Source organism: Nocardioides immobilis (assembly GCF_003515065.1).
GTDB lineage: Bacteria > Actinomycetota > Actinomycetes > Propionibacteriales > Nocardioidaceae > Nocardioides > Nocardioides immobilis.
The window spans coordinates 23,990-45,546 of record NZ_QXGH01000011.1 but is presented as its reverse complement, the minus strand read 5'-3'; the positions used below and the strand labels follow the sequence as shown (position 1 = coordinate 45,546).

The window sequence follows — 21,557 nt, the reverse complement described above, 5'->3', positions numbered from 1 at the left end:
GCGGCTCCGGCCACGCTGGCGGACATGACAGAGACAACGGCGGGGTCCCCTGCGGGGCCGACGACGGCAGCGGCCCGACAGGCACTCGGGCAGTACGGCGAGGACGTGGCCGCGCGCCACCTGGTCGAGAAGGGCCTGGTGCTCCTCGAGCGCAACTGGCGGTGCGACGAGGGTGAGATCGACCTGGTCCTCCGTGACGGCACGACCCTCGTGGTGTGCGAGGTCAAGACCCGCACCAGCCTCGAGGTCGGCACACCGCACGAAGCGATCACCGACGCCAAGCTGGCGCGGCTCCAGCGGCTGGGGGAGCGCTGGGCGACCGATCGCGGTGTCCGCCCGCAGGGCACCCGTGTCGACCTGGTGGCGGTGCTGCGGCCGCGGCGCGGGCCGGCAGTCGTCGACCACGTGGCGGGGCTGGCCTGATGCCGTTCGCGACCACCCACACCGTCGCGCTGAACGGTGCGCTCGGCCACCTGATCGACGTGCAGGCCGACGTCTCGCCCGGCCAGGTCTCGGTGACGATGGTCGGACGCGGCGACGCGGCGCTCCGCGAGGGCCAGGACCGGATCAGGATGGCCATCATCAACAGCGGCCTGCGGTGGCCGGCGACGAAGCGGATCACGCTTCTGCTCTCACCTGCCGACCTCCCCAAGTCCGGCACGCACTTCGACCTGGCGCTCGCGGTGGCCCTGCTGGCCGCTGACGCCGCCGTCCCGGCCGTCGTCCTGCGCAACGCCGCTTTCATCGGGGAGCTGACCCTGTCGGGCGGGCTGCGTCCGGCGATGGGCGTCCTGCCGATGGTGCTCGCCGCGGCCGAACGCGGCATCGACCGGGTGTTCGTGCCGGAGCCCCAGGCGCGCGAGGCGTCGATGGTCCCGGGCGTCGTGGTGTTCGGGGTGCGGTCGCTGTCGCAGGTCGTCGCCGAGCTGCGCGGGGAAGAGGTGCCGGCCGCGCCGCCGGTGGCGGCGGCCTCGGGCACGCAGCTGCTCACGTGGCGCGGCGAGGAGCGGCTCGACGAGCTGGACTTCGCCGACCTGCACGGTCTGCGCGACGTGAAGTACGCCGTCGAGGTCGCCGCCGCCGGCGGTCACCCGATCCTGCTGTCCGGCCCCAAGGGCGCCGGCAAGACCAGCATCGCCGAGCGGATGCCGACGATCCTCCCGGACCTGACGGCGGAGGAGTCCCTGGAGCTCACGGCGGTCCACTCGCTGGCCGGCGTCCTGGATCCGGCGCGGGGGATGGTGACCCGGCCGCCGTTTGCCGCACCGCACCACGACGCGAGCAAGGCCAGCATCGTCGGCGGCGGGCGCGGCCAGGTGCGGCCGGGCGAGATCAGTCGCGCGCACCTCGGTGTGCTGTTCCTAGACAGTAGTGCTTAACCCCGTTAGCCTGTCAAGGGTGAAGCGAGCAGCGATCTACCTGCGAATCTCCCGAGACCGCGAGGGCCTCGAGCTCGGCGTGCAGCGTCAGGAGCAGGACTGCCGAGCCCTGGCCGAGCGCGAGGGCTACGAGGTCGTCCACGTCTACCGAGACAACGACATCGGGGCCAGCACGCTCTCGAAGAAGAGCCGCCCGGAGTACGAGGCCATGCTCGACGCCGCCCGGGCCGGCGATTTCGAGATCGTCATCGCCTACAGCAACTCCCGGCTGACCCGTCGACTGCGCGAGTTGCTCGATCTCATCGACCTCTACAACGCGCACGGCACCAAGGTCGTCACCGTCGTCTCAGGCTCCGACGACCTGTCGACCGCGGACGGGCGGATGACGGCCCAGATCAAGGGCTCCGTCGACCAGGCCGAGGCCGAGCGGATGGGGGAGCGCATCCGCCGCGCGCACCTGCAGCGCGCCCAGAGCGGCACCACGAACCACGGCGGGCGTCCGTTCGGCTGGCAGGACGACAAGGCGACCATCGACAACAGCGAGGCCATGCTCATTCGCGAGGCGGTCGCCGACGTGCTCGAGGGCATCGGCCTGCGGGCGATCACGCGCAGATGGAACGAGGCCGGGGTACTGACGGCCCGCGGCAACGAGTGGGATCACCGCGCGCTGCGCCAGTTGCTCCGAGCGCCCCGCCTCGCGGGATGGCGGGTGCATCGCGGGGAGATCGCCCGCGACGCTGACGGGCTGGCCGTGCGTGGAGTGTGGGAGCCGATCCTCGACCAAGACACCTACGACCGCCTGCAGGTCGCCCTGAGCGGCCGCGCGGGGCGCTCTCCGGGCCGCCGTGGCGCTCGGCGCTACCTGCTGTCCGGCATCGCGCGCTGCGGAACCTGCGGGGCTCGCATGTACGGATCGACGACGCCTGCCGGCCACGCCTACACGTGCCGTAAGGACAACGGCGGCGCCGGGTCGCACAACGTCTCTGTTGCCGGCGTCCCCACCGACGAGGCCGTCAGCGCCGTCGTGGTCGCCCGCCTCCAAGGCGAGGACCTCGCGACCTCGACCGGGGACGCGTCCCCCGAGTTCGGGCAGTCCGAGCGCCTCGAGGAGATCCCGGCCAAGATCGCCGAGTTGATGGGGGAGTACAACGCGGGGCGGCTTTCAGGGGCGGTCGTGTTCCCCCAGGTTGCGAAGCTCGAGAGCGAGCAGGCCGACCTGACTGTCGAGCGGGACAGGTTCATCGCTGCGACCTCGGTGCCTGACATGCACCACGTCGACATCGACGGCTTCCCGATGCTCAACACCGATCGTCAGCGACTCATCATCGAGCAGGTACTCGAGGCGGTCGTGATCGCGCCCTCTCGGAAGGGTGCGCCGTGGGATCCTGACCGCATCACCTACGTGTGGAGACAGTCGTGAAGCGCACTGAAGTGAGGATCGTCTGCGATGGCGAGTCGCTGTGTGACGGCGCGGTGCCGTCGCACAGCGACCGCGTCACGTTCGTGGAAACGATGGTGAAGGACGCCCGCGGTTGGCGCGCCATCGGCTCGCCGTCGATCGCGGCCAAACGTGCGGCTCAACAGCTTGCCGAGGAGCGCGGAATTCGGCTGCTCCCCGCTGAGCGCAACGCCGCAGGCTATGACGTGGTTGACGACGACGACCGTCATCACAAGTACGACCTGCTCTGTTCGCTCTGCGGCTACGAGTTGGACGTTCGCGCCGAGCGCCTTCATCCAGTGCTTGACGTGATCGCAAACGCCGGCGTCGGGTCCGTCTCCTTGCGCGGCCTGGGTGCTAGATTGCAGTAGCAACACCGAGAGGCGAGCGGAAGACCGCCTCACCGGGCTCCTTAGGCGGGAGCAGAGTTCTCCTGCCTAGGAGCCTTTCGTATGTCCAGCTGGACTGCAGAACGGGCGCGAGTAGCGTCCCTGTCCCGATCCCGCGCCGCCGACGATCCCGACCTGATCGAGGCGCGCTCCAACCTCAAAGCCGAGCGCCTGGCCGACCACGTCGCAAAGGCCCTCCATGACGCCCCGGATCTGACCGAAGAGCAGCGGCGGCGCATCGCACGCCTGCTGATGGGCGGTGGCTCGGATGCCGCCTGAAATGCATCAACGCCCCGGCGGCGAATCCGAGGCGCTGACAATGACGTTGGACGGCGTCAAAGCCATCGTCGCACAAGGTCCCGACACATCACCGGACCTCGAGCACCGCTGCGAGGTCTGCGCTCATCCCCTGTACGCGCGCCGCTCCATTGCCCTCGGTATCGGGCCCGTCTGCCTGAGGCGCGTCGTGGTGTCGCCCCTGAGGCTCTACGCCGAGGCGGTGGCAGCATGCAGCGCCGCCTGACCATCGTCGCGGTCAACGCGAACATGACCGTTGTTTCCGGGTACGGGGCTCGAGACCTCATCACCGAGCTGCGATCCCGGCCGCCGATGTGGTCGAGCCGTCCGCGCGGGTGGGTGATCCAGCCGTCGACTCTCCCCGATCTCATCGCCCTGGCCGAGCACCGCGGCTTTCAGGTCGTTCACGAGGACAGCGGGGAGGCGGCATGAGGATCGACCCCGACCGCGTGTTCCGCGACTTCATGCTCGACGTCTTCGGCGACGTGTGCGCCGCCCAGTGGCGCGCACGGGCCGAGGAGTTCCGCGCAGCTCGACCGCGGCCGGGTGACTACCTCGGCGCCTCGACTGTCGAGGACCGCCGCGAGCAGTGGCGCCGGCTGACTGCCATCGCCGAAGCGTGCGAGGCCCGTGCTCGGTTCATCGCGGCGGGGCATGTCGAGTTCCCCGAGGTCGAGGCGTTCCGGCTCTCGGAGGCCGCATGAGCCGCGTACCTCAGGAGTGGGGCAAGAACCCCAGCTTCTTCTTCGGCAACCGCGAGAGCTTCAAGGACATGGCGACCGACGACGTGTTCCCGCGCTGGCTGCGGGTGACGTTCGCGGCCTACGCGCACTTCGGTGCCAACGGCCATGCCACCTTCCGGCAGAAGCGATTGGCCTGGCTCCTCGGCGAGAAGGTCGGCGAAGTCATGATCCCGACCAGCCGGCAGCGGGTGCGGGAGGCGATCGACGGCGCCGTCGATCGCGGTCTCCTGATGCCCGAGTCCAAGGCGCTGTGCCTAGTCCTGCCGAGCGCGGTCGTCGCCTTCGGTGTCGGCAAGGAAGGCGCCGCCTGTCCGCGTCACCCAGCCAGAAGGAACGGTCAAACCGTGTCACCTACCTCCGAAACGACACGGTTTCAGCCTGTCGTTTCGACCCCAAAGGAACGCCAGAACCGTGTCGTTTCAGGCTCAGCCCCTCTCTTCTCTCTCACAACCCCAACCGGAGACGACCGCGACTCTGCGGACCCCGACGAAAGGACCGCCTGATGTTCGCCACCACCCCCGACCAGAAGCCCAGGCGGGTCGACCGCAAGGACTGCGCGCACTGCGGGGGCAGCGCCGCCGGCTGCCGCTCCGTCGAGTGGCTCGCTGGTCGCCGCTGCTGCGAGGCGTGTCCGGGTGACCATGACCAGGAGGGGGCGGGCCGATGACGCAACACGCACGCGCCCGCGGACCCCTGCACTCGTTTTTGGCGTCTCTCCCCAGCAAGACGCCGGGGGGTACCTACCTCGCGCGTCGCGTGATTCGGCCCCAAGACCCCGGAATCCATCACGCATATACACCGCGAAAACCGCTGGAAGGAATGTACCGATGACCGACCCATCCGACCATCTGACCATCGAACAAGCCGCGGAGAACGGCACCCGGCGAGACCTCCTGGTTTCGCTGCGCCGACGCCTCGCCGCCGCGCTGGACGACGACAGAACGCAGCCGCGAGACCTGTCGCCTATCACACTCCGGCTCCGCGAACTCGCCGAGGAAATCGCAGGAATCGACGCCGAGGCCGACGACCCGATCGCCGCCTCTGACTTCCCAGACGAACCGTTCGACGCCACGGCCCTCTGAGGTCTCAGAGAAAAACCCTCGCGGAGAGGGAAGAAAGATTCCGGGATCCGCGCCCCCCATTTCGCCCCTGCGCGACCGACCGGCCCCCCTTACCTAGGAGCACCGATGACCGACAACCTGACCCTCGCTGACCTCCAGTCCCTCGCTTGCGAGGACTGCCCGGCTGACGTGAGCATCCAACTTGGCGAGGGCTTCGCCGGCTCGGTGCTGACCGTGGTCGTGGTGCACGCCGTCACCTGTCCGTGGGCGGCGCGGTGCGTCCCTCACGGTGGCGTGACGCTGATGCGTGGGTCACAGCTCCTGCGGCACGTCGTGGCGAGTGAGCCTCCGTGCTGATGTCGCCGCGGCGTGAGACAATTCCTGTGTCGGTCTGGCCCGGTGGGTGGCCGACGAATCGGAACCGCAAGAACGCAGGTCTCCCTGACTGGCCCGGTGGGCGTCAGGCACAGCAGACCTTCGCCCCTGGTAGGTGGCGGCGCGTGGAGCGGCCGAGTCATCGAACCCACCCATGCCTGCGCTCGCTCGCGGCATTCCAGATCGGACACACACCCATGACCACCATGACCTTGGGCCAAGTCTCGGCCCGCATGATCGAGCTCGGCGACGAGATGGAGAAGCTCGACAACATCCGCCAGGAACACGGCAGCCTCACGCGCGAGAAGCAGGCGCGTCTCGATGGGCTGCTCGCCGAGTTCAAGGACCTGCAGGACCGCTATCACGAGAAGCGCTCTGCCGAGCTCGCCGAGCTCCGCGACATCGCCAACGGCAAGGACGGCGGCATGGTCGTTCCCGGCGTCCCGGGCCGCGATGATGACTCGTTCGCCCAGGCTCCGACCCGCGCCCGTCGCATCATCGACCAGGCGCACCGCTCCGGCGCCCTGGCCGACCACGCCGCCGAGACGGTCGAGCGGATGGTGACCGGCGGCAGCGACTTCGAGCGCTCCGCGGCCTCGCGCTGGGTGGAGGTCACCGGAGACCCGGCCTACCTCCGCGCGTTCGCCCACCTGCTCACCGACCCGACCCGGGGCCACCTGATGTGGAACGAGCAGGAGCGCGAGGCCTTCCAGCGCGTCGAGCGCTACCGCTCGGAGTCGCGAGCCATGTCGCTGACCGACGCGAACGGCGGCTACATGGTGCCGATGACCCTCGACCCGGCCATCAACCTGACCTCGGCGGGATCGACCAACCCACTGCGCCAGGTCGCGCGTGTGGTGCAGACCGCCACCGAGTCCTGGACCGGGATCACGTCGGCCGGCGCCACCGCTGAGTGGAAGGCCGAGGCCGCTGAGGCCGCCGACGCCGCGCCGACCGTGGACGACCAGCCGATCCCGGTGCACTTCGGTGACGTGTTCGTCCCGTACTCCTACGAGGTGGGCATGGACGCCGCCAACTTCTCTGTCGAACTCGGCAGGGTGCTTGCAGACGCCGCGGACCAGCTGATGAACACCGCCTACACGACTGGTTCCGGCTCCGGTCAGCCCAAGGGCTTCGTGACCGCACTCGCGGGCACTGCCTCGGAGGTCAACGCGGCCGCGGACGACACCTTCGCCAAGGGAGACGTGTACGCGCTGCAGAACGCGCTCCCGGCCCGGTGGTCGGCAAACGCGTCGTGGCAGGCATCGCTGCCGATCATCAACACCATGAGCCAGTTCGAGACGACCGCCGGCGCGCGGCTGTTCCCCGAGCTCTCCGAGGGTCGGCTCCTCAACCGGCCGATCAACGAGAACTCCAACATGGACAGCACGGTCACCACGACCGGCGCCGTCTCGAACTTCGTCCTGGCCTACGGCGACTGGAAGCAGTTCGTCATCGTCGACCGGATCGGCACCACGCTCGAGCTGATCCCGAACCTCGTCGGCACCAACCGGCGCCCGACCGGCCAGCGCGGCGCGTTCCTGTGGTTCAGGACCGGCTCCGACGTCCTGGTGACCAACGCGTTCCGCCTGCTCGACGTGGCATCCGCTGCGTGACCCTGATCAACCTGCCGGCCTAGTCATCCGGCAGGGCGCCGCCCGAGGGTGCGGCGCAACAACGACCCCGGCTCTCGGGCCGGGGTCGTTGTTGTCTCGCCATGACGGGAGGAACGCAGCCAAGACGAATGGCTCAAATGAGCCCTTTGATTCCCGCGGCCGTGGCGGCAAGAAGCTGCCGGCGGGGTCTAGCGTTGCTGGCATGGATGAGCAGACCAGAGAACGCCTCTACGCCGCCCGGGACGAATGGCGAGACGCTATGGACGCCTACCGGGAGCAGGCAGACAAGCATGTGCTGATGTGGTGGGGAGATCGCCCGCCGCCGAAGCTGGACCTTCAACCAGTCACGCACGAGGCGATCAAGAGGCTCGAGGCGCTTCGAGAGGAGGAGCAGTCCCGCAAAGACGCGTACTACGCCCTCGCGAGGGAGCTTGGTCTAGCCGAGTGACGGGGAACGGGGAGTAGCAACGACCCCCGGCCGCACACATTGAGGTCGGGGGCGCTGGCCATTTTGCCCGCCAACGGCCCCGCACCCCCCCGGAACTCTCGCTTCTGTCCGGGTGCGGCGCTTGTGTGTTTGTGTGATCATGGGTGTGAAGAAGTGTGGAAGGAGGCCGAATCATGGACGCAAGGCGACTGCTCGCCGCGCTGCTGCGCCGCACCACAATGCTGCTTCGCCCCGCCACACACGCACCGGAGCCGGACGAGATGGCTAACCTCGCGGAGTTCCGCGCCGGGGTCGGCCGTCGGCCCGCCATGACTCCCGAGCGCCGTCAGATGTTCGACGAGTTCGGCGAGAAGCTCGCCGGGGTCGCCGTCTGGCGCGACCGTCCGTCGTCGCGATAGGCCCGCGTGACCCTGAGTCTTGGCTGGACTGTCGCCCAGCGCGGCGACATCGCCGAACTGAATCAGTTTGACTGCTCGACTCCGGTGTCGGGCATACCGCACTGGGCCCAACACCCCCGCGACTGGGAACGGGTCGTTCAGGCAGGTATTCGCAATGCCCGGCCGCCAATGCCGATGGGCGAAGAGTTGCTCCTCGGTCGTGACGCGGACGGCATTGTGGCTGTGTCGTGGACGTGGGAGGAAGACGGCCCCGGCCTCGTGAAGTTCCTTGCCGCCGCCGTCGCGCGTCGGGCGTGGGGGACGGGCGTGAGCGATGCGCTTATCGCGGAGACTATCGACAGAACGGCGGCTCGGGCCGATGCCGCGGGGCTCGACCACTTTCTGATCTACGGGCTGATTCATCCGAACAACGCAAATAGTCAGGCGATGGTGGCACGTCATCAGTTCACGTACATGCGTGACGACGACGACCATCAGGAATGGGTCCTCCGCGTGGACTTCAACCCCTGACGCGCCAACGACCCCCGGCCACATCCCGGCCCGGGGGTCGTTGCTTTGTGTTCGGAGGTGCTAGTCCCGGTGCGCCTCGATCCAGCGCGCCACGGCACCGTCGCCGACCGGAACGAACGTCGCTGACTCGCCATTGGTGAGCTTGAACGTGACCGATGCAAGATCGCGGTGCAGGTCCCGCTCGATCACGTCGGGCGCGATGCCGTACCGCTCGGAGACCTCGCCTACCGTCAGGAAGCCGTGGGTCTCGCGGGCATCGCGCGCCCCGATCAGGCGGGCCGCCGTCATCGCGCTCATCGGTTCGCCCGCTTCTCGGCCAGCCGCACGCCGAGCGCGTCGGTTACCTGTCGCAGCCACCGGTCCGACGGATTCTTGATCCCGCGTTCAACCTGCGACAGGTAACCGGGCTCGACCTCCGCCAGTGTGGCGAGCTGGCGCATGGAAAGGCCCATCGTCTCGCGCATCATCCGCAGCACCCATCCGCCCGCATAGTGCGCGCTCATCGGTGCGCCTCGAGCCACTCAGCGGCGGCCGCGAACTGGCCTGCGAGCTCCCTCAGGCTGGCCGGCGTGTGTTCCACGCCGGGCCCACCGGCCTCGACGTCGATGATCCGCACTTCCAGCTCGACGCGGGCGCCCGTGACCGCGTTCACCTCCTCCGCACCCCACACCTTTCGGCCGAAGTTGATGATGTGCGTGAAGCGCACCGTGCCGTCCTGGTAGGTGTCGAGGTCGTGCTCCTCGGCGACGCCGGGGTACTCGCACCAGTCGGGGCAGGTGATGTGGGTGGTTAGGGTCGTGTTCATGGCGCCGAGGCTGCTCTCAGCCTCCGACGCAATCGGGCTCGTGGTCATGTCGGGTTTCCTCTCGGTTGGTGAGGGTCCACAAACAGGGTTACGTGTTGTGGTCTCTCGATGAGTTCCCGCTCTTCCACCTCGATGTGATCGAGGCGCTCCGGCAGCCGCTGGAGAGCGGCGACATCACGGTGGCCCGGCAGGAGGAGTCGGTGACGCTGCCGGCGCGGACTCTGCTGGTTCTCGCCGCCAATCCGTGCCCCTGCGGCGAGTACAGCGCCGAGCCCGGTGCCAACCACTGCAACTGCCTCGAGCGGGTTCGTCGTGACTACCGGCGCCGCTTGTCGGGCCCGATCGCCGACCGGATCGACATCACGCGTCACGTCGCGCCGGCCCGCGGGTCCGAGCGGGACCAGTTCCGCCCGGCCGAGTCGTCGGACGTTGTCCGTGACCGGGTGGCTGCGGCCCGCGAGCGGCAGCGGACACGGTTCGCCGGGCGGAGCTGGCGACTCAACGCCCAGATTCCGAGCCAGCTGCTCAAGCGGGAGTGGGCAGTCTCGCCCGACGCCCAGCGTCTCGTGGACCTGGAGACCTACCACGGTCGCCTGAGCGCACGGGGCGCGGTCCGGGTGATGCGCCTTGCCTGGACGGTTGCCGACCTGAGGTCGATCCGCACCGGCCGGGACCTCCGCCCAGGTCACGCTGAGGTCGTCGCTGCGCTTCAGCTCCGCAACGGTGACCCGCTCGACCTGCGCACGATCGACGCCGAGCTCGACCAGCAGCTGATCGACGAGCAGAGCAGCGACGGTGTGGTCACGGAGCGGGCCGGATGAGCGACGACGACCGGCTCGCGCGCGTCACTCTCAGTGTCGTCGGCGAGCCGGGGGAGACCCGATTGCTGAACCTCGCAGCCGACCTCGGGCCCCGTGGACTGCTCGACGCGCTCCACGAGCAGTCGGAGGAGCGCGACCTGTTCGCCGCGGTGAGCAGCCGACTCGCGGAGGTCGAGCCCGAGCGCGAGCTCGAGCAGGCGGCACGCGCGGGCATCCGGTTCGTCACCCCGAGCGATCCGGAGTGGCCCCAGCAGCTGGGTGACCTCGCGACCGCCGGCGCGCTCCAGGCACGGGGCGGGGTCCCGGTGGGGCTCTGGGTCAAGGGTCCGCTGCCCCTGACCGAGCTGGCCGGGTCCGTGGCTGTGGTGGGGTCGCGCTCGTCGACGTCGTACGGCGAGCGGGTGGCGGGTGACATCGCGGCGGTGGTCGGCCTCGCGGGTCGCGTGACCGTCTCGGGCGGCGCGTTCGGCATCGACTACGCGAGCCATCGCGGTGCGGTGAGCACGAGCTCGCCGACGGCGGCGGTCCTCGCGTGCGGAGCCGACCGCGTCTACCCGGCCGCGCACCGGGAGATGCTGACCTACCTGGGACGTGAGCACGCGGTGGTGTCCGAGGCGCCCCTGGGGGCCGCGCCGCACCGGGTGCGTTTCCTCGCGCGCAACCGGCTGATCGCCGCGCTGACCCGCGGCACCGTGGTCGTCGAGGCGGCCGCCCGCAGCGGTGCTCTCAACACCGCCAACTGGGCGCAGCGCCTCAACCGGTTCGTCATGGGCGTGCCAGGACCGGTCACCAGCGCCTGCTCGGTCGGGATCCACCACCTCATCCGCACCGGCGGCGCGACGCTGGTGACGAACGGGGAGGACGTGCTCGAGCTCGTCGCGAAGGCCGGGGAGCATCTCGCCGCGGATCCTCGCGGCCCCGAACAGGCGCGGGACGTCCTCAGCTTCACGGATCGGCAGGTTCTCGATGCGGTGCCCGTGGCCGTGGGTGCCCACGTGCATTCGATCGCCAAGGTCGCCGGACTCGCGGACGCCGAGGTCAGACCGATCCTCGACCGGCTGGAGGAGCAGGGCTTCGTCGAGCCCGACGAAGGCGGGTGGCGCTTGGGTGTGGTCGCACGCACGTGATGCCGGGCGCGCGGCGTCCCCGGCCTGCGCTGTCGATCTTCCTAGACTCGATGCGTGCCAGCAGACCCCGCACCGCCCGCCGCGGAGGACGATCTCCCCGAGTCACTCACCCGGGTCCTCGGCGACTACGAGCGACACCTGCGGTCCGAGCGCAATCTCGCTCCGCACACGGTGACGGCGTACTCGGGAGACATCGGCGGTCTGCTCGACCACGCGCACCGGCTGGGTTTCGACGACGTCGCGGACCTGGACCTGCGGACGCTGCGGAGCTGGCTCGCCAAGCAGCAGACGATGGGCCGTTCGCGGACGACGCTGGCCCGGCGAGCGACGGCTGCTCGCGTCTTCACCGCGTGGCTGGCCCGGACCGGCCGGATCGCGACCGACGTGGGTTCGGCGCTCGGATCGCCCAAGCCGCACCAGACCCTGCCGAGCGTGCTCCGGGTCGACGAGGCCCGCGAGCTGATCGCCGCCGCCACGGCGCTCGCTGACGACGGCGGTCCGGTGGGCCTGCGCGACGTGGCGATGCTCGAGCTGCTGTACGCGACCGGCATGCGGGTGGGTGAGCTGTGCGGGCTCGACGTCGACGACGTCGACCGCGACCGCAACGTCGTCCGGGTCTTCGGCAAGGGGCGCAAGGAGCGCATGGTGCCGTTCGGCCAGCCGGCGGCGGCCGCTGTCGACGCCTGGCTGGTCCGCGGGAGGAGCCAGCTCGCCCGCCCCGGCTCGGGACCGGCGCTCTTCCTCGGCGCCCGTGGCGGCCGGATCGACCAGCGCGCGGTGCGCACGCTCGTGCACCGCCGGATCGCCGACGTGCCCGGCGCACCGGACCTCGGCCCGCACGGACTGCGGCACACCGCGGCGACCCACCTGCTGGAGGGAGGGGCCGACCTCCGGTCGGTCCAGGAGCTCCTCGGTCACGCCTCGCTCGCCACGACCCAGCGCTACACCCACGTGACGACCGACCGGCTCCGCCGGGCGTACCAGCAGGCCCACCCGCGGGCCTGACGTCTCACCACCAGGCAGCCAGGGGGCGCCAGCCGGCGAACGGCAGCGTCAGCCGGCCCGGAGTCGGGGCACGCGCGACGGGGGAGTCCCGCCAGAGCGGCAGCAGCCGCACCGGCCCGGCGCCGACGAGGCGGAGCGGATCGAGGTAGGTCTCGCCGCGCAGCCAGCCCCAGTGCAGGCAGGCCCGGGGCGCGCAGTGGGAGGCGAACGGCTGCAGCGTGCCCAGCACCGCCCCCTGGGCGACGGAGTCACCGAGGGAGACCCGCGCGGTGACGGGTTCGTACGTCGTACGGGTGTCGCCGTGGCTGACCACCACCACGCCCCGGCCGGCCAGCGGCCCGGCGTAGGTCACGGTGCCGGCGAGCGCCGCATGCACCGGCTGTCCGGTGTGGCCGAGCAGGTCGACACCCCGATGTCCCGGACCGTACGGCGACGTGGGCGGGTCGAAGTGGGCAACGACCTCGGGCTCCGGGCGCAGCGGCCAGACGCCCACCGGGTCCTCCTCGCCCGCGCAGGGCGAGGCGCTCAGGAGCAGGATCAGCGCCGCCGGCAGCAGCACCCGGAGCAGTCGGATCAGCAGTCGCATGGATCGACCCTCACGGGACCGGCCGACGAAGGCCGCGTCCGGCCCCGAACCTGTGGACGGCCACGTGCGACCGGGGCACCTGTGGACGGTTCCTGGCCATGGACAGCGATTGGCCGCAGGGGCGCGTCGGCGGGTACCCTGGGCGGACCGGTTCCAGGACCGTCCGTGGGGCATGCCCGCTCCCCGGATTCGACTGAGCCGGAATTCGCACGTCAGCAGACCACGACGGGGTCCTTCCGGACGCCGACCGCCCGTGGGTGACGGCTCTCAGTCCCGAGTACTCGGGTCGGGCCGCACGCAGGCGTCAGGACCGAACTGAAAACAACCACACAGGAGACACCATCATGGCTGTCGTCACTATGCGCCAGCTCCTTGAGAGCGGCGTCCACTTCGGACACCAGACCCGTCGCTGGAACCCGAAGATGAAGCGCTTCATCATGACCGAGCGCAACGGCATCTACATCATCGACCTGCAGCAGTCGCTGGCCTACATCGACCGCAGCTACGCCTTCATCAAGGAGACCGTGGCCAAGGGCGGGACGATCATGTTCGTCGGCACCAAGAAGCAGGCGCAGGAGGCGATCGCCGAGCAGGCGACCCGCGTCGGCATGCCCTACGTCAACCAGCGTTGGCTCGGCGGCATGCTCACCAACTTCCAGACCGTGCACCAGCGGATCAACCGCCTCAAGGAGCTCGACGACATCGACTTCGACGATGTCGCCGGCAGCAGCCGCACCAAGAAGGAGCTGCTGCAGATGCGCCGCGAGCGCGACAAGCTCAACAAGTCGCTCGGCGGCATCCGCGAGATGACCCGCACCCCGTCGGCGGTGTGGATCGTCGACACCAACAAGGAGCACCTGGCGGTCGAGGAGGCGCGCAAGCTGCGCATCCCGATCATCGCGATCCTCGACTCCAACTGCGACCCCGACGACGTCGACTTCCCGATCCCGGGCAACGACGACGCGATCCGCGCGGTCGGCCTGCTGACCCGCGTGATCGCCGACGCTGTCGCCGAGGGCCTCATCGCCCGGTCCGGTGTCAAGGGTGACGGCGAGACCGTCGCCGCGGAGGAGCCGCTGGCCGAGTGGGAGCGCGAGCTGCTCGGGAAGGCCGACGCCCCGGCTGCCGAGGCGCCCGCCGCCGACGCTCCGGTCGCGGACGCGGCCCCGGTTGCCGACGAGGCGCCAGCCGCCGAGGCCCCGGTCGCCGACGAGGCGCCCGCCGCTGAGGCTCCGGCCGCCGACGAGGCGCCCGCCGCCGAGGCTCCGGCCGAGGACGCCGCTGTCGAGACCGTCGAGGCCGAGACCGAGGCTCCCGCCGAGGCCTGAGCCCGGCGCACTCTCACTCACCCACCACGTAGATCCGAGGGAGGATCCATGGCATTCACCGCTGCCGACGTCAAGAAGCTCCGTGAGCTGACCCAGGCCGGGATGATGGACTGCAAGAAGGCGCTCGACGAGACGGACGGCGACTTCGACAAGGCAGTCGAGCTGCTCCGCGTGAAGGGCGCCGCGAAGGCGGCCAAGCGCGGCGCCGAGCGCGAGGCGTCGGCCGGTCTGGTCGCGGCCTCGGGTGGTGCTCTCATCGAGCTGAAGTCCGAGACCGACTTCGTCGCCAAGAACGCCGAGTTCATCGCCACTGCCCAGAAGATCGCCGAGGCGGTCGACGCAGGTCAGGCCGGCGACACCGAGGCCGCCAAGGCGCTGCCGCTGGGCGACAGCACGGTCGGCCAGGTCGTCGAGAACCTCGCGATCACCATCGGCGAGAAGATCGAGCTCGGCCAGGTCGCATACTTCGGCGGTCCGACCACGGTCTACCTGCACAAGCGGGCTGCGGACCTGCCGCCCGCCGTCGGCGTCCTCGTCGAGTACGACGGTGACGAGGCCGCTGCCCGGGGCGCCGCGATGCAGGTCGCCGCGCTCAAGGCGCAGTACCTCACCCGTGACGAGGTCCCCGCGGACGTCGTCGCCGCCGAGAAGGACGTGCTCACCAAGAAGACGCTCGAGGAGGGCAAGCCGGCCGCAGCCGTCGACAAGATCGTCGAGGGCCGCCTCGGTGGGTTCTTCAAGGAGATCGTGCTGCTCGAGCAGGAGTCGGTCACGGAGTCGAAGAAGACCGTGAAGTCGGTCCTCGACGCCTCCGGCACCTCGGTCAAGCGCTTCGCGCGCTTCGAGGTCGGCGCCTGATCCAGGCACCCTACGAAGTTCCGTCGGCCGGCATCACGAAAGTGCTGCCGGCCGTCGGCGTCTCTGTATAAGTTTGTGCGGCCCAGCCATCGGAGATGCTCCGGTGAGTGCGCCGCGACCCCGCGGGCGCACTTCGTTTTCTGGCGAAGGAGACAGGTCAAGTGGGACTCATCCAGGCTGCGATCGGATCGATCGGTGGGACGCTCGCGGACCAGTGGGTCGACTTCTTCGGCGTCCCTGACGGGATCGCCCCGACGGCGGCGGTGTTCCCCGCCGTGCGCAAGGGCGAGAACGCGGGCCGCGGCAGCAACGACAGTGCGTCGGACGGCGTCATCACCAACGGCTCGAAGTTCGTCGTGCCCGAGGGCTACGGCCTGGTCCTCCTCGAGGACGGGGCCTTCACCGGGTTTGCCGCCGAGCCCGGTGCCTACGAGTGGAAGTCCGACGAGCCGGCCTCGCAGTCGGTGTTCACGGGCGGCGGTCTCATCGACTCGGTCATCAAGCAGAGCTGGGAGCGGTTCAAGTTCGGTGGTCGTCCGTCCGCCCAGCAGAACGCGCTGTTCGTGACGCTCAAGGAGCTGCCCAACAACAAGTTCGGCACCCAGTCGGAGATCTACTGGGACGACGCGTTCCTGAACACCCAGGTGGGCGCGATCACCCGCGGCACCTACACCCTCAAGATCACCGACCCGCTGACCTTCATCCGCAACTTCGTCCCCGCCGGCGTCATCAGCGGCCAGGCCGTCTTCGACTTCACCGACATCGACAACCCCGCAGGCGAGCAGCTGTTCAACGAGGTGATCGGCTCGCTGGCGCCCGCGTTCTCGATGTACACCAACGACCCGGCGAAGGGGAACCGGATCGCGCGTCTCCAGCAGGACTCGATCGGGTTCGCCCAGTCGCTCTCCGCGGCAGTGGAGCAGAACTACCAGTGGAAGACCGGCCGTGGCCTGGAGATCGTCAAGACCGCGATCATCTCGATCGAGTACGACGCCACCACCCGTGAGCTGCTCAAGAACGTCCAGCGCGCCGACGCACTGTCGGGAGCGCGCGGCAACTCGAACCTGCAGGCGTCGGTCGCCGCCGGTTTCGAGGCGGCCGGGGAGAACGCCGGTCCGGGCGGCCTGATCGGGATGGGCATGGCAGCCGGTGGCGCCGGGCTCGGTGGCCTCCAGCAGCCGGCTCCCGCTGCGCCTGCCGCCGCCCCGGCGGCTCCGGCTGCACCGGCTGCGCCCGCCGCGCCGGCCGCGCCCGCCGCCGAGGACCCGATGGCGGTGCTGAAGCGCGCGAAGGAGATGCTCGATGCCGGCCTCATCACGCAGGCCGACTACGACGCAGCAAAGGCGAAGGCGCTCGGGCTCTGACATGGCGCAGGAACCCATCGACCCCCAGCAGCCCACCTTCGACGGCCCGCCGTTGTCGCTGGAGGAGGAGCTCGCCGCCGCCAAGGCCGAGCCCGAGCCGGGCCCGAGCATCGAGACGGTCAACGAGTCCCTCAAGGACGGGCTGAACCGGTGCCCGAAGTGCGGCTCGACCGACGTGAGCCTCCGCGGCTCGACCGGGATGCTCGTGTGCCACTTCTGCCGCAACGAGTGGCAGGAGGCACGGGTCGAGGAGGAGTTCGGCCTCGGCGAGGGCATCGACCAGCTCGAGGGCACCGTCATCGCCAGCGGCGCCAAGGACATCCAGGCCGATGCCGCCGACATGCTCACCTTCAAGTGCGAGGCGTGCGGTGCCGAGGTGGTCGTCGACACGGCGCACGCACTCAACGCCCGCTGTCACTGGTGCCGGCACACGCTCAACGTCAACCAGCAGATCCCCAACGGCGCCGTGCCCGACGCCGTTCTGCCGTTCAAGCTGACCAAGGAGGAGGCCGTCGAGAAGATCCGCGAGTTCGCCTCCAAGCGACGGCTCTTCGCCCACCGGCAGTTCAAGAAGGAGTTCGTCCCGGAGAACGTGCTCGGCGTCTACCTGCCCTACCTGGTGATCGATGCCCGCGCCGAGTCCGAGTACTGGGGCAAGGGCGAGGTCCAGACCCGGCGGTGGACGGAGAAGCACGGGGACAACAACGTCACCTACTACGCCGCCGACGTCTACCAGCTCGCCCGACAGGTGAGCTTCACCGTCGACGACCTCACCATCGAGGGCTCCGCGGAGCGGGCCCAGTTCGGGCCGGCGAACACCAACAACATCATCAACACGATTCTGCCCTTCGACACCAAGAACGCGGTCCGGTGGAACGCGAGCTACCTCGTCGGCTTCACCAGCGAGAAGCGGGACGTCAACGTGGACGCGATGAAACCGGTCCTCGAGGACCAGCTGCTCTCGATCGGCAGGTCGGAGGTCCGCGGCTCGCTGGACAAGTTCGACCGCGGGGTGCGCTGGGAGCAGGAGAAGATCGACGTCGGCGGGTCCCGCTGGGTGTCGATGTACCTTCCGGTCTGGCTCTACTCCTACCAGCAGGAGAGCAACGGGCTCCTCCACTACATCGCGGTGAACGCCCGGACCGGCGAGACAATGGGCAGCATCCCGGTCTCGCAGCCGAAGCTGATCCTCGCGGCGTTCACGGTCGGCACCTTCCTCGAAGGCATCGCCGGCACGATCCTGGTGGCCTCGGCATGACCGCCGTGACCATCGACGCCGTCCACGCCGTGACGCAGCTCCTCCCGCTCGCGAGCGACGACGGTGTGCTGTGGTTGCTGGCGGCCGGTCCGGCGGGGGCTGTGGCGACGTACTGGCTGATCTTCCGCTACTACCGCAACACCGACAAGTCGCACGCGTTCGAGCGGGACACGATCATCCACGCCCAGCCGGTGCAGGGTGGCGAGGAGCGGGTCGACCACATCTCCAAGACCCGCGACAAGGACATCGACGGAGACAACAGCAAGAAGCACCGGGAGCGGGTGCAGCGGCTCCGTTGAGTCTGTATCCGTTTAGTTGGGTGCCAGACTGCCCGGTAGGGTCGCAACCGTGACGGGTTACGAGCGAGTACTGCTGAAGCTCTCGGGTGAGGTTTTCGGCGGTGGGGCGGTCGGTCTCGACCTCGACGTGATCAATCGGATCGCCGGGGAGGTGGCCGACGTCGCGAAGTCCGGCGTCCAGGTGGGCATCGTCGTCGGCGGTGGCAACTTCTTCCGCGGCGCCGAGCTCCAGCAGCGCGGCATGGAGCGCGCACGTGCTGACTACATGGGCATGCTCGGCACCGTGATGAACTGCCTGGCTCTCCAGGACCTGACCGAGAAGCACGGCGTCGAGACCCGCGTCCAGACCGCGATCACGATGGGCCAGGTGGCCGAGCCGTACATCCCGCGCCGCGCGATCCGGCACATGGAGAAGGGCCGGGTCGTGATCTTCGGCGCCGGCGCCGGCATGCCGTTCTTCTCGACCGACACGGTGGCCGCCCAGCGTGCGCTGGAGACCCGCTGCGAGGTCATCCTGATGGGCAAGCAGGGGGTCGACGGCGTCTACGACTCCGACCCGCACAAGAACCCCGCGGCGGTCATGTTCGACCACCTCACCTACGACGAGTACCTCGCCAGGGACCTGAAGGTCGCCGATGCCACCGGCATCGCGATGGCGCGGGACAACAAGATGGACATGGTCTTCTTCAACCTCTCGGCCGACGGCAACATCCTTCGGGTCGTCCAAGGTGAGAAGATCGGCACGCTGGTCAGCGCCGGCTGAGTCTCGACAACCGAACTAGGAGCACCAGTTGATCAACGACATCCTCAACGAGGCCGACGGCAAGATGGACAAGTCGGTCGCCGCGACCCGCGAGGAGTTCGCGACCATCCGGGCCGGCCGCGCGCAGCCGAGCATGTTCAGCAAGATCATGGTCGACTACTACGGCACCCCGACGCCGATCCAGCAGCTCGCGTCGTTCACGGCGCCCGAGGCGCGGATCATCCTCGTCCAGCCCTTCGACATGGGCGCGATGGCCAACGTCGAGAAGGCGATCCGCGAGTCCGACCTCGGCGTCAACCCGGCCAACGACGGCAAGGTGCTGCGCTGCGTCTTCCCCGAGCTGACCGAGGACCGCCGCAAGGAGTTCATCAAGCTCGCCAAGGAGAAGGCCGAGGGTGGCAAGGTCGCCGTCCGTCAGGTGCGACAGAAGGCCAAGCAGAACCTCGAGCGCCTCGAGAAGGACGGCGAGGCCGGCAAGGACGACGTGACCGGTGCCGAGAAGCGGCTGGACGGCATCACCAAGAATCACACCGACGCCATCGACGAGCTCCTCAAGCACAAGGAAGCCGAGCTCCTCGAGGTCTGAGCCTCGATGGACGAGACCTCGATGACCGACGCCACTCCGCCGGCCGGCTCCGGACCTGCTCCGCCCCAGCCCGTGGAAGCGAAGAAGGAGCACGGCCGCGCCGGGCGCGACCTCAAGGCAGCGGTCGCCTCCGCCGTGGTGCTGCTCGCCGCGATCGGCGCCTCGCTGTACTTCTGGAAGCCGGCGTTCATGCTGATCGTCGCGGCGGCGGTCGTGGTCGCGGTCTGGGAGCTGCGCAAGGGCATGCTCGCCAAGGACATCGACCTGCCCGAGCAGCCGCTGATGATCGGCGGCGTCGCGATGGTGGTCGTCGCCTACGTCTCCAGCGCCGAGGCGCTGGTCACCACGACCGCGGTGACCGCCCTGGTGATCATGCTGTGGCTGCTGCGCCGCGGCGTCGACGGCTACGTCAAGAACGCCACCGCGTCGGTGTTCACCCTCATCTACGTCCCGTTCCTCGGCTCGTTCGTCGCGCTGATGCTGGCCGAGGGCGGCGACACCTGGACCGGCGGTGGTCTCGACGACGACGGTGTGGCCGGCGTCCTCACGTTCATCCTGGTGACGATCGCGTCCGACATCGGCGGCTACGTCGCGGGAGTCCTCTTCGGCAAGCACCCGATGGCCCCGGTCATCTCGCCCAAGAAGTCGTGGGAGGGCTTCGTCGGCTCGCTCCTTGCCTGCCTGGGCGCCGGCTGGGCGCTGGTCGTCTACCTGCTCGACGGCGAGTGGTGGGTCGGCCTGTGCCTGGGGGTCATCGCGGTCGTGATGGCCACGCTCGGCGACCTCTGCGAGTCAGTCGTCAAGCGCGACCTCGGCATCAAGGACATGAGCCAGGTGATCCCTGGCCACGGCGGCCTGATGGACCGGCTCGACTCACTCCTCGCGACGATCGCCCCGATCTGGTTGCTCCTCCACTACGCCGTCTTCTGACCCGAGGGCGTACGACGCCGCCAGCTCGACGCCCGCAGCGGGGTCCGGCGGGTCGGTGAGCACGTCGACGATGGCGTCGGCGATCGACAGGACGGTGTCGCCGTACGCGACAGTGTCGCCGAGGAGCGCGCGCACCTCCGGCAGGTCCCGGGCCACCACCGGCACGCCGGCCGCCAGCGCCTCGAGCGCGGCAGGACAGGAGGGGTCGCGGGTGGGGAGGTAGCCGAGGGCCGCGGCGCCCGCGACCAGGGCCGGGTAGGTGGCATCGGCCACCGGACCGAGCCGCAGCGGCCGGGTGCCGAGCCCGGCGGCACGGCTGGTGAACTCGGCCAGGTAGTCCTCGTCGGCGGGCTCGTCGCCGCCGGCGATCACGAGCCGTAGGTCGGCCAGCTCCGCGTGCTCCTGCGCGAGCGCGGCGTGGGCCTCGAGGAGGTCGATCGTGCCGTTCTCTGCTGCGACCCCGCCGACCGTCAGCAGGTAGCGGCCGCCGATCCGGACCCGCCAGGCGGCCTGCCCGGGCACGTCGTACACGGCAGCGGCCAGCCGCTCCACCTCGACGCGCCAGCGCATGGCTTGACCTCCCGGCAGCCGCTCCCCAAGAGCGTTCCCCCGCCGTGGTGACAAGATATCCGGCAACGGCGCGCAAGAGCGACGGCCAAGGGTCCCAAAGAGGGTCCCAACCGGGGTCCCGGGTGGGCGACGATCATGCTCAGGATCCGCTCGGCCGCTACCATCGAAGTGATGGATCAGGCTGTGGAGACCCCGGCGACCACCGCGACCGACCCCGCCCGGGTCGCCGCGGTGTCGGGCGACGCGCCGTCCTCCGCCGACGCGGGTCGGGAGCCGAGCGGCAGGCGCTGGCAGCTGCCGGGCTGGTGGCACCGGGACCACCCCGTCTTCGTCCCGCTCGCCGGGTTCTTCACCGGGATGGCGTTCATCATCCTGGTGCCCGGCACCTATGCCGCGATCCTGAAGTCGATGGTCGGCTACGAGCGCACCGAAGAGCTGTTCCCGTTCGTGCTGCTGACCCTGGTCGTCCCGATCGGGCTGCTCGTGCCCCAACACACCCGTAAGTTCGGCCGCTACATGCTCTTCGGCGTGCTCGCGACCGCGGTGGTCGTCGTCGGCGTGGCTGTCGGCGTCCTCTGGTTCCTGCTCAACCGCGACGGCTGA

33 protein-coding genes are annotated in these 21,557 nt (G+C 69.6%); 28 read left to right on the top strand and 5 right to left on the bottom strand.

The genetic code is table 11. The annotated features are described in order from the left end of the window. Positions 1–24: 24 nt before the first annotated feature. From D0Z08_RS05900 to D0Z08_RS05830, 16 genes are all read left to right on the top strand, one after another. On the top strand, positions 25–423 hold the full coding sequence (locus D0Z08_RS05900; protein ID WP_118923647.1) for a YraN family protein: 399 nt from the start codon (positions 25–27) through the stop codon (positions 421–423). Beyond that, entirely contained in the window at positions 423–1,379 is a 957-nt protein-coding gene (locus D0Z08_RS05895; protein WP_118923645.1) for an ATP-binding protein, read from the top strand. The genes D0Z08_RS05900 and D0Z08_RS05895 overlap by 1 nt, the downstream gene beginning before the upstream one ends. A gap of 19 nt (positions 1,380–1,398) precedes the next feature. Beyond that, positions 1,399–2,799, top strand: a complete 1,401-nt coding sequence (locus D0Z08_RS05890) for a recombinase family protein (RefSeq protein WP_182481182.1) — start codon at positions 1,399–1,401, stop codon at positions 2,797–2,799. After that, positions 2,796–3,188: a hypothetical protein gene (locus tag D0Z08_RS05885; protein WP_118923641.1), complete on the top strand. Its 393-nt coding sequence runs from the start codon at positions 2,796–2,798 to the stop codon at positions 3,186–3,188. The genes D0Z08_RS05890 and D0Z08_RS05885 overlap by 4 nt, the downstream gene beginning before the upstream one ends. Before the next feature lie 81 nt (positions 3,189–3,269). Further along, positions 3,270–3,485 carry a hypothetical protein gene (locus D0Z08_RS05880; protein WP_118923639.1) on the top strand — a complete coding sequence of 72 codons (216 nt, stop codon included), beginning with the start codon at positions 3,270–3,272 and terminating at the stop codon, positions 3,483–3,485. Continuing rightward, complete coding sequence (locus tag D0Z08_RS33690) at positions 3,475–3,729, top strand: DUF6011 domain-containing protein (protein ID WP_425454041.1); 255 nt, start codon at positions 3,475–3,477, stop codon at positions 3,727–3,729. Before D0Z08_RS05880 ends, D0Z08_RS33690 begins: the two co-directional genes overlap by 11 nt. After that, entirely contained in the window at positions 3,714–3,935 is a 222-nt protein-coding gene (locus D0Z08_RS05870; RefSeq protein WP_118923635.1) for a hypothetical protein, read from the top strand. The genes D0Z08_RS33690 and D0Z08_RS05870 overlap by 16 nt, the downstream gene beginning before the upstream one ends. Next, a complete protein-coding gene (locus D0Z08_RS05865; RefSeq protein ID WP_118923633.1) occupies positions 3,932–4,207 on the top strand; it encodes a hypothetical protein in 276 nt (91 codons plus the stop codon). The genes D0Z08_RS05870 and D0Z08_RS05865 overlap by 4 nt, the downstream gene beginning before the upstream one ends. Then, entirely contained in the window at positions 4,204–4,749 is a 546-nt protein-coding gene (locus tag D0Z08_RS05860) for a hypothetical protein (protein WP_118923631.1), read from the top strand. Before D0Z08_RS05865 ends, D0Z08_RS05860 begins: the two co-directional genes overlap by 4 nt. Then, a complete protein-coding gene (locus D0Z08_RS31950) occupies positions 4,749–4,913 on the top strand; it encodes a hypothetical protein (RefSeq protein WP_182481181.1) in 165 nt (54 codons plus the stop codon). The genes D0Z08_RS05860 and D0Z08_RS31950 overlap by 1 nt, the downstream gene beginning before the upstream one ends. A gap of 160 nt (positions 4,914–5,073) precedes the next feature. Continuing rightward, on the top strand, positions 5,074–5,328 hold the full coding sequence (locus D0Z08_RS05855; RefSeq protein WP_118923629.1) for a hypothetical protein: 255 nt from the start codon (positions 5,074–5,076) through the stop codon (positions 5,326–5,328). Between the two features lie 105 nt (positions 5,329–5,433). Beyond that, positions 5,434–5,664, top strand: coding sequence for a hypothetical protein (locus D0Z08_RS05850; protein ID WP_118923627.1), 231 nt, complete (start codon positions 5,434–5,436; stop codon positions 5,662–5,664). A gap of 215 nt (positions 5,665–5,879) precedes the next feature. Beyond that, positions 5,880–7,298, top strand: a complete 1,419-nt coding sequence (locus tag D0Z08_RS05845) for a phage major capsid protein (protein ID WP_182481180.1) — start codon at positions 5,880–5,882, stop codon at positions 7,296–7,298. A 202-nt stretch (positions 7,299–7,500) separates the two neighbouring features. Continuing rightward, entirely contained in the window at positions 7,501–7,746 is a 246-nt protein-coding gene (locus tag D0Z08_RS05840; protein ID WP_118923623.1) for a hypothetical protein, read from the top strand. Positions 7,747–7,919: 173 nt separating this feature from the next. Further along, complete coding sequence (locus D0Z08_RS05835) at positions 7,920–8,144, top strand: hypothetical protein (RefSeq protein ID WP_118923622.1); 225 nt, start codon at positions 7,920–7,922, stop codon at positions 8,142–8,144. A 6-nt stretch (positions 8,145–8,150) separates the two neighbouring features. Next, a complete protein-coding gene (locus tag D0Z08_RS05830; RefSeq protein WP_147381333.1) occupies positions 8,151–8,654 on the top strand; it encodes a hypothetical protein in 504 nt (167 codons plus the stop codon). Positions 8,655–8,714: 60 nt separating this feature from the next. Here the strand turns inward: D0Z08_RS05830 and D0Z08_RS05825 are convergent, their stop codons facing one another. From D0Z08_RS05825 to D0Z08_RS05815, 3 genes are read right to left on the bottom strand one after another with little or no spacing between them, the layout of a single operon-like run. Then, on the bottom strand, positions 8,715–8,951 hold the full coding sequence (locus D0Z08_RS05825; protein ID WP_147381332.1) for a helix-turn-helix domain-containing protein: 237 nt from the start codon (positions 8,949–8,951) through the stop codon (positions 8,715–8,717). Then, entirely contained in the window at positions 8,948–9,157 is a 210-nt protein-coding gene (locus D0Z08_RS05820) for a helix-turn-helix domain-containing protein (protein ID WP_118923616.1), read from the bottom strand. Before D0Z08_RS05820 ends, D0Z08_RS05825 begins: the two co-directional genes overlap by 4 nt. Next, a complete protein-coding gene (locus D0Z08_RS05815) occupies positions 9,154–9,459 on the bottom strand; it encodes a DUF6907 domain-containing protein (protein ID WP_147381331.1) in 306 nt (101 codons plus the stop codon). Before D0Z08_RS05815 ends, D0Z08_RS05820 begins: the two co-directional genes overlap by 4 nt. Positions 9,460–9,527: 68 nt before the next feature. On the opposite strand from D0Z08_RS05815, the gene D0Z08_RS05810 reads away from it, so the two are divergent. From D0Z08_RS05810 to D0Z08_RS05800, 3 genes are read left to right on the top strand one after another with little or no spacing between them, the layout of a single operon-like run. Further along, the gene (locus D0Z08_RS05810) at positions 9,528–10,280 is read left to right on the top strand and encodes an ATP-binding protein (RefSeq protein WP_245993691.1); all 753 of its coding nucleotides are present in this window, start codon (positions 9,528–9,530) and stop codon (positions 10,278–10,280) included. Then, positions 10,277–11,407: a DNA-processing protein DprA gene (gene dprA, locus D0Z08_RS05805; RefSeq protein WP_118923611.1), complete on the top strand. Its 1,131-nt coding sequence runs from the start codon at positions 10,277–10,279 to the stop codon at positions 11,405–11,407. The genes D0Z08_RS05810 and dprA overlap by 4 nt, the downstream gene beginning before the upstream one ends. 54 nt (positions 11,408–11,461) lie before the next feature. Beyond that, on the top strand, positions 11,462–12,412 hold the full coding sequence (locus D0Z08_RS05800) for a tyrosine recombinase XerC (RefSeq protein ID WP_118923609.1): 951 nt from the start codon (positions 11,462–11,464) through the stop codon (positions 12,410–12,412). Positions 12,413–12,416: 4 nt separating this feature from the next. On the opposite strand, the gene D0Z08_RS05795 is transcribed toward D0Z08_RS05800, so the two are convergent. Further along, the gene (locus tag D0Z08_RS05795) at positions 12,417–12,998 is read right to left on the bottom strand and encodes a M23 family metallopeptidase (protein WP_118923607.1); all 582 of its coding nucleotides are present in this window, start codon (positions 12,996–12,998) and stop codon (positions 12,417–12,419) included. Between the two features lie 344 nt (positions 12,999–13,342). Here D0Z08_RS05795 and rpsB point away from each other — a divergent pair, with 344 nt between their 5' ends. The 8 genes from rpsB to D0Z08_RS05755 all read left to right on the top strand — a co-directional run bounded on the left by rpsB (position 13,343) and on the right by D0Z08_RS05755 (position 20,384). Next, on the top strand, positions 13,343–14,326 hold the full coding sequence (rpsB, locus tag D0Z08_RS05790; protein WP_118923605.1) for a 30S ribosomal protein S2: 984 nt from the start codon (positions 13,343–13,345) through the stop codon (positions 14,324–14,326). 48 nt (positions 14,327–14,374) lie between these two features. Beyond that, positions 14,375–15,184, top strand: a complete 810-nt coding sequence (gene tsf, locus D0Z08_RS05785) for a translation elongation factor Ts (RefSeq protein ID WP_118923603.1) — start codon at positions 14,375–14,377, stop codon at positions 15,182–15,184. Between the two features lie 161 nt (positions 15,185–15,345). Further along, the gene (locus D0Z08_RS05780; protein WP_118923601.1) at positions 15,346–16,548 is read left to right on the top strand and encodes an SPFH domain-containing protein; all 1,203 of its coding nucleotides are present in this window, start codon (positions 15,346–15,348) and stop codon (positions 16,546–16,548) included. A 1-nt stretch (position 16,549) separates the two neighbouring features. Beyond that, a complete protein-coding gene (locus D0Z08_RS05775) occupies positions 16,550–17,806 on the top strand; it encodes a TFIIB-type zinc ribbon-containing protein (protein ID WP_118923599.1) in 1,257 nt (418 codons plus the stop codon). Continuing rightward, on the top strand, positions 17,803–18,105 hold the full coding sequence (locus tag D0Z08_RS05770) for a hypothetical protein (protein ID WP_118923597.1): 303 nt from the start codon (positions 17,803–17,805) through the stop codon (positions 18,103–18,105). Before D0Z08_RS05775 ends, D0Z08_RS05770 begins: the two co-directional genes overlap by 4 nt. Positions 18,106–18,154: 49 nt before the next feature. After that, on the top strand, positions 18,155–18,868 hold the full coding sequence (gene pyrH, locus D0Z08_RS05765; protein ID WP_118923595.1) for a UMP kinase: 714 nt from the start codon (positions 18,155–18,157) through the stop codon (positions 18,866–18,868). Between the two features lie 31 nt (positions 18,869–18,899). Then, on the top strand, positions 18,900–19,454 hold the full coding sequence (frr, locus tag D0Z08_RS05760; protein WP_220454087.1) for a ribosome recycling factor: 555 nt from the start codon (positions 18,900–18,902) through the stop codon (positions 19,452–19,454). A gap of 21 nt (positions 19,455–19,475) precedes the next feature. Further along, the gene (locus D0Z08_RS05755; protein WP_118924124.1) at positions 19,476–20,384 is read left to right on the top strand and encodes a phosphatidate cytidylyltransferase; all 909 of its coding nucleotides are present in this window, start codon (positions 19,476–19,478) and stop codon (positions 20,382–20,384) included. Here the strand turns inward: D0Z08_RS05755 and D0Z08_RS05750 are convergent. Further along, positions 20,328–20,954 (bottom strand): glycosyltransferase, encoded by a 627-nt coding sequence (locus tag D0Z08_RS05750; protein WP_118923591.1) that lies wholly within the window; start codon positions 20,952–20,954, stop codon positions 20,328–20,330. The genes D0Z08_RS05755 and D0Z08_RS05750 overlap by 57 nt on opposite strands. A gap of 171 nt (positions 20,955–21,125) precedes the next feature. Between D0Z08_RS05750 and D0Z08_RS05745 the strand changes: the two genes are divergently transcribed. Next, on the top strand, positions 21,126–21,557 hold the full coding sequence (locus D0Z08_RS05745) for a hypothetical protein (protein ID WP_245993689.1): 432 nt from the start codon (positions 21,126–21,128) through the stop codon (positions 21,555–21,557).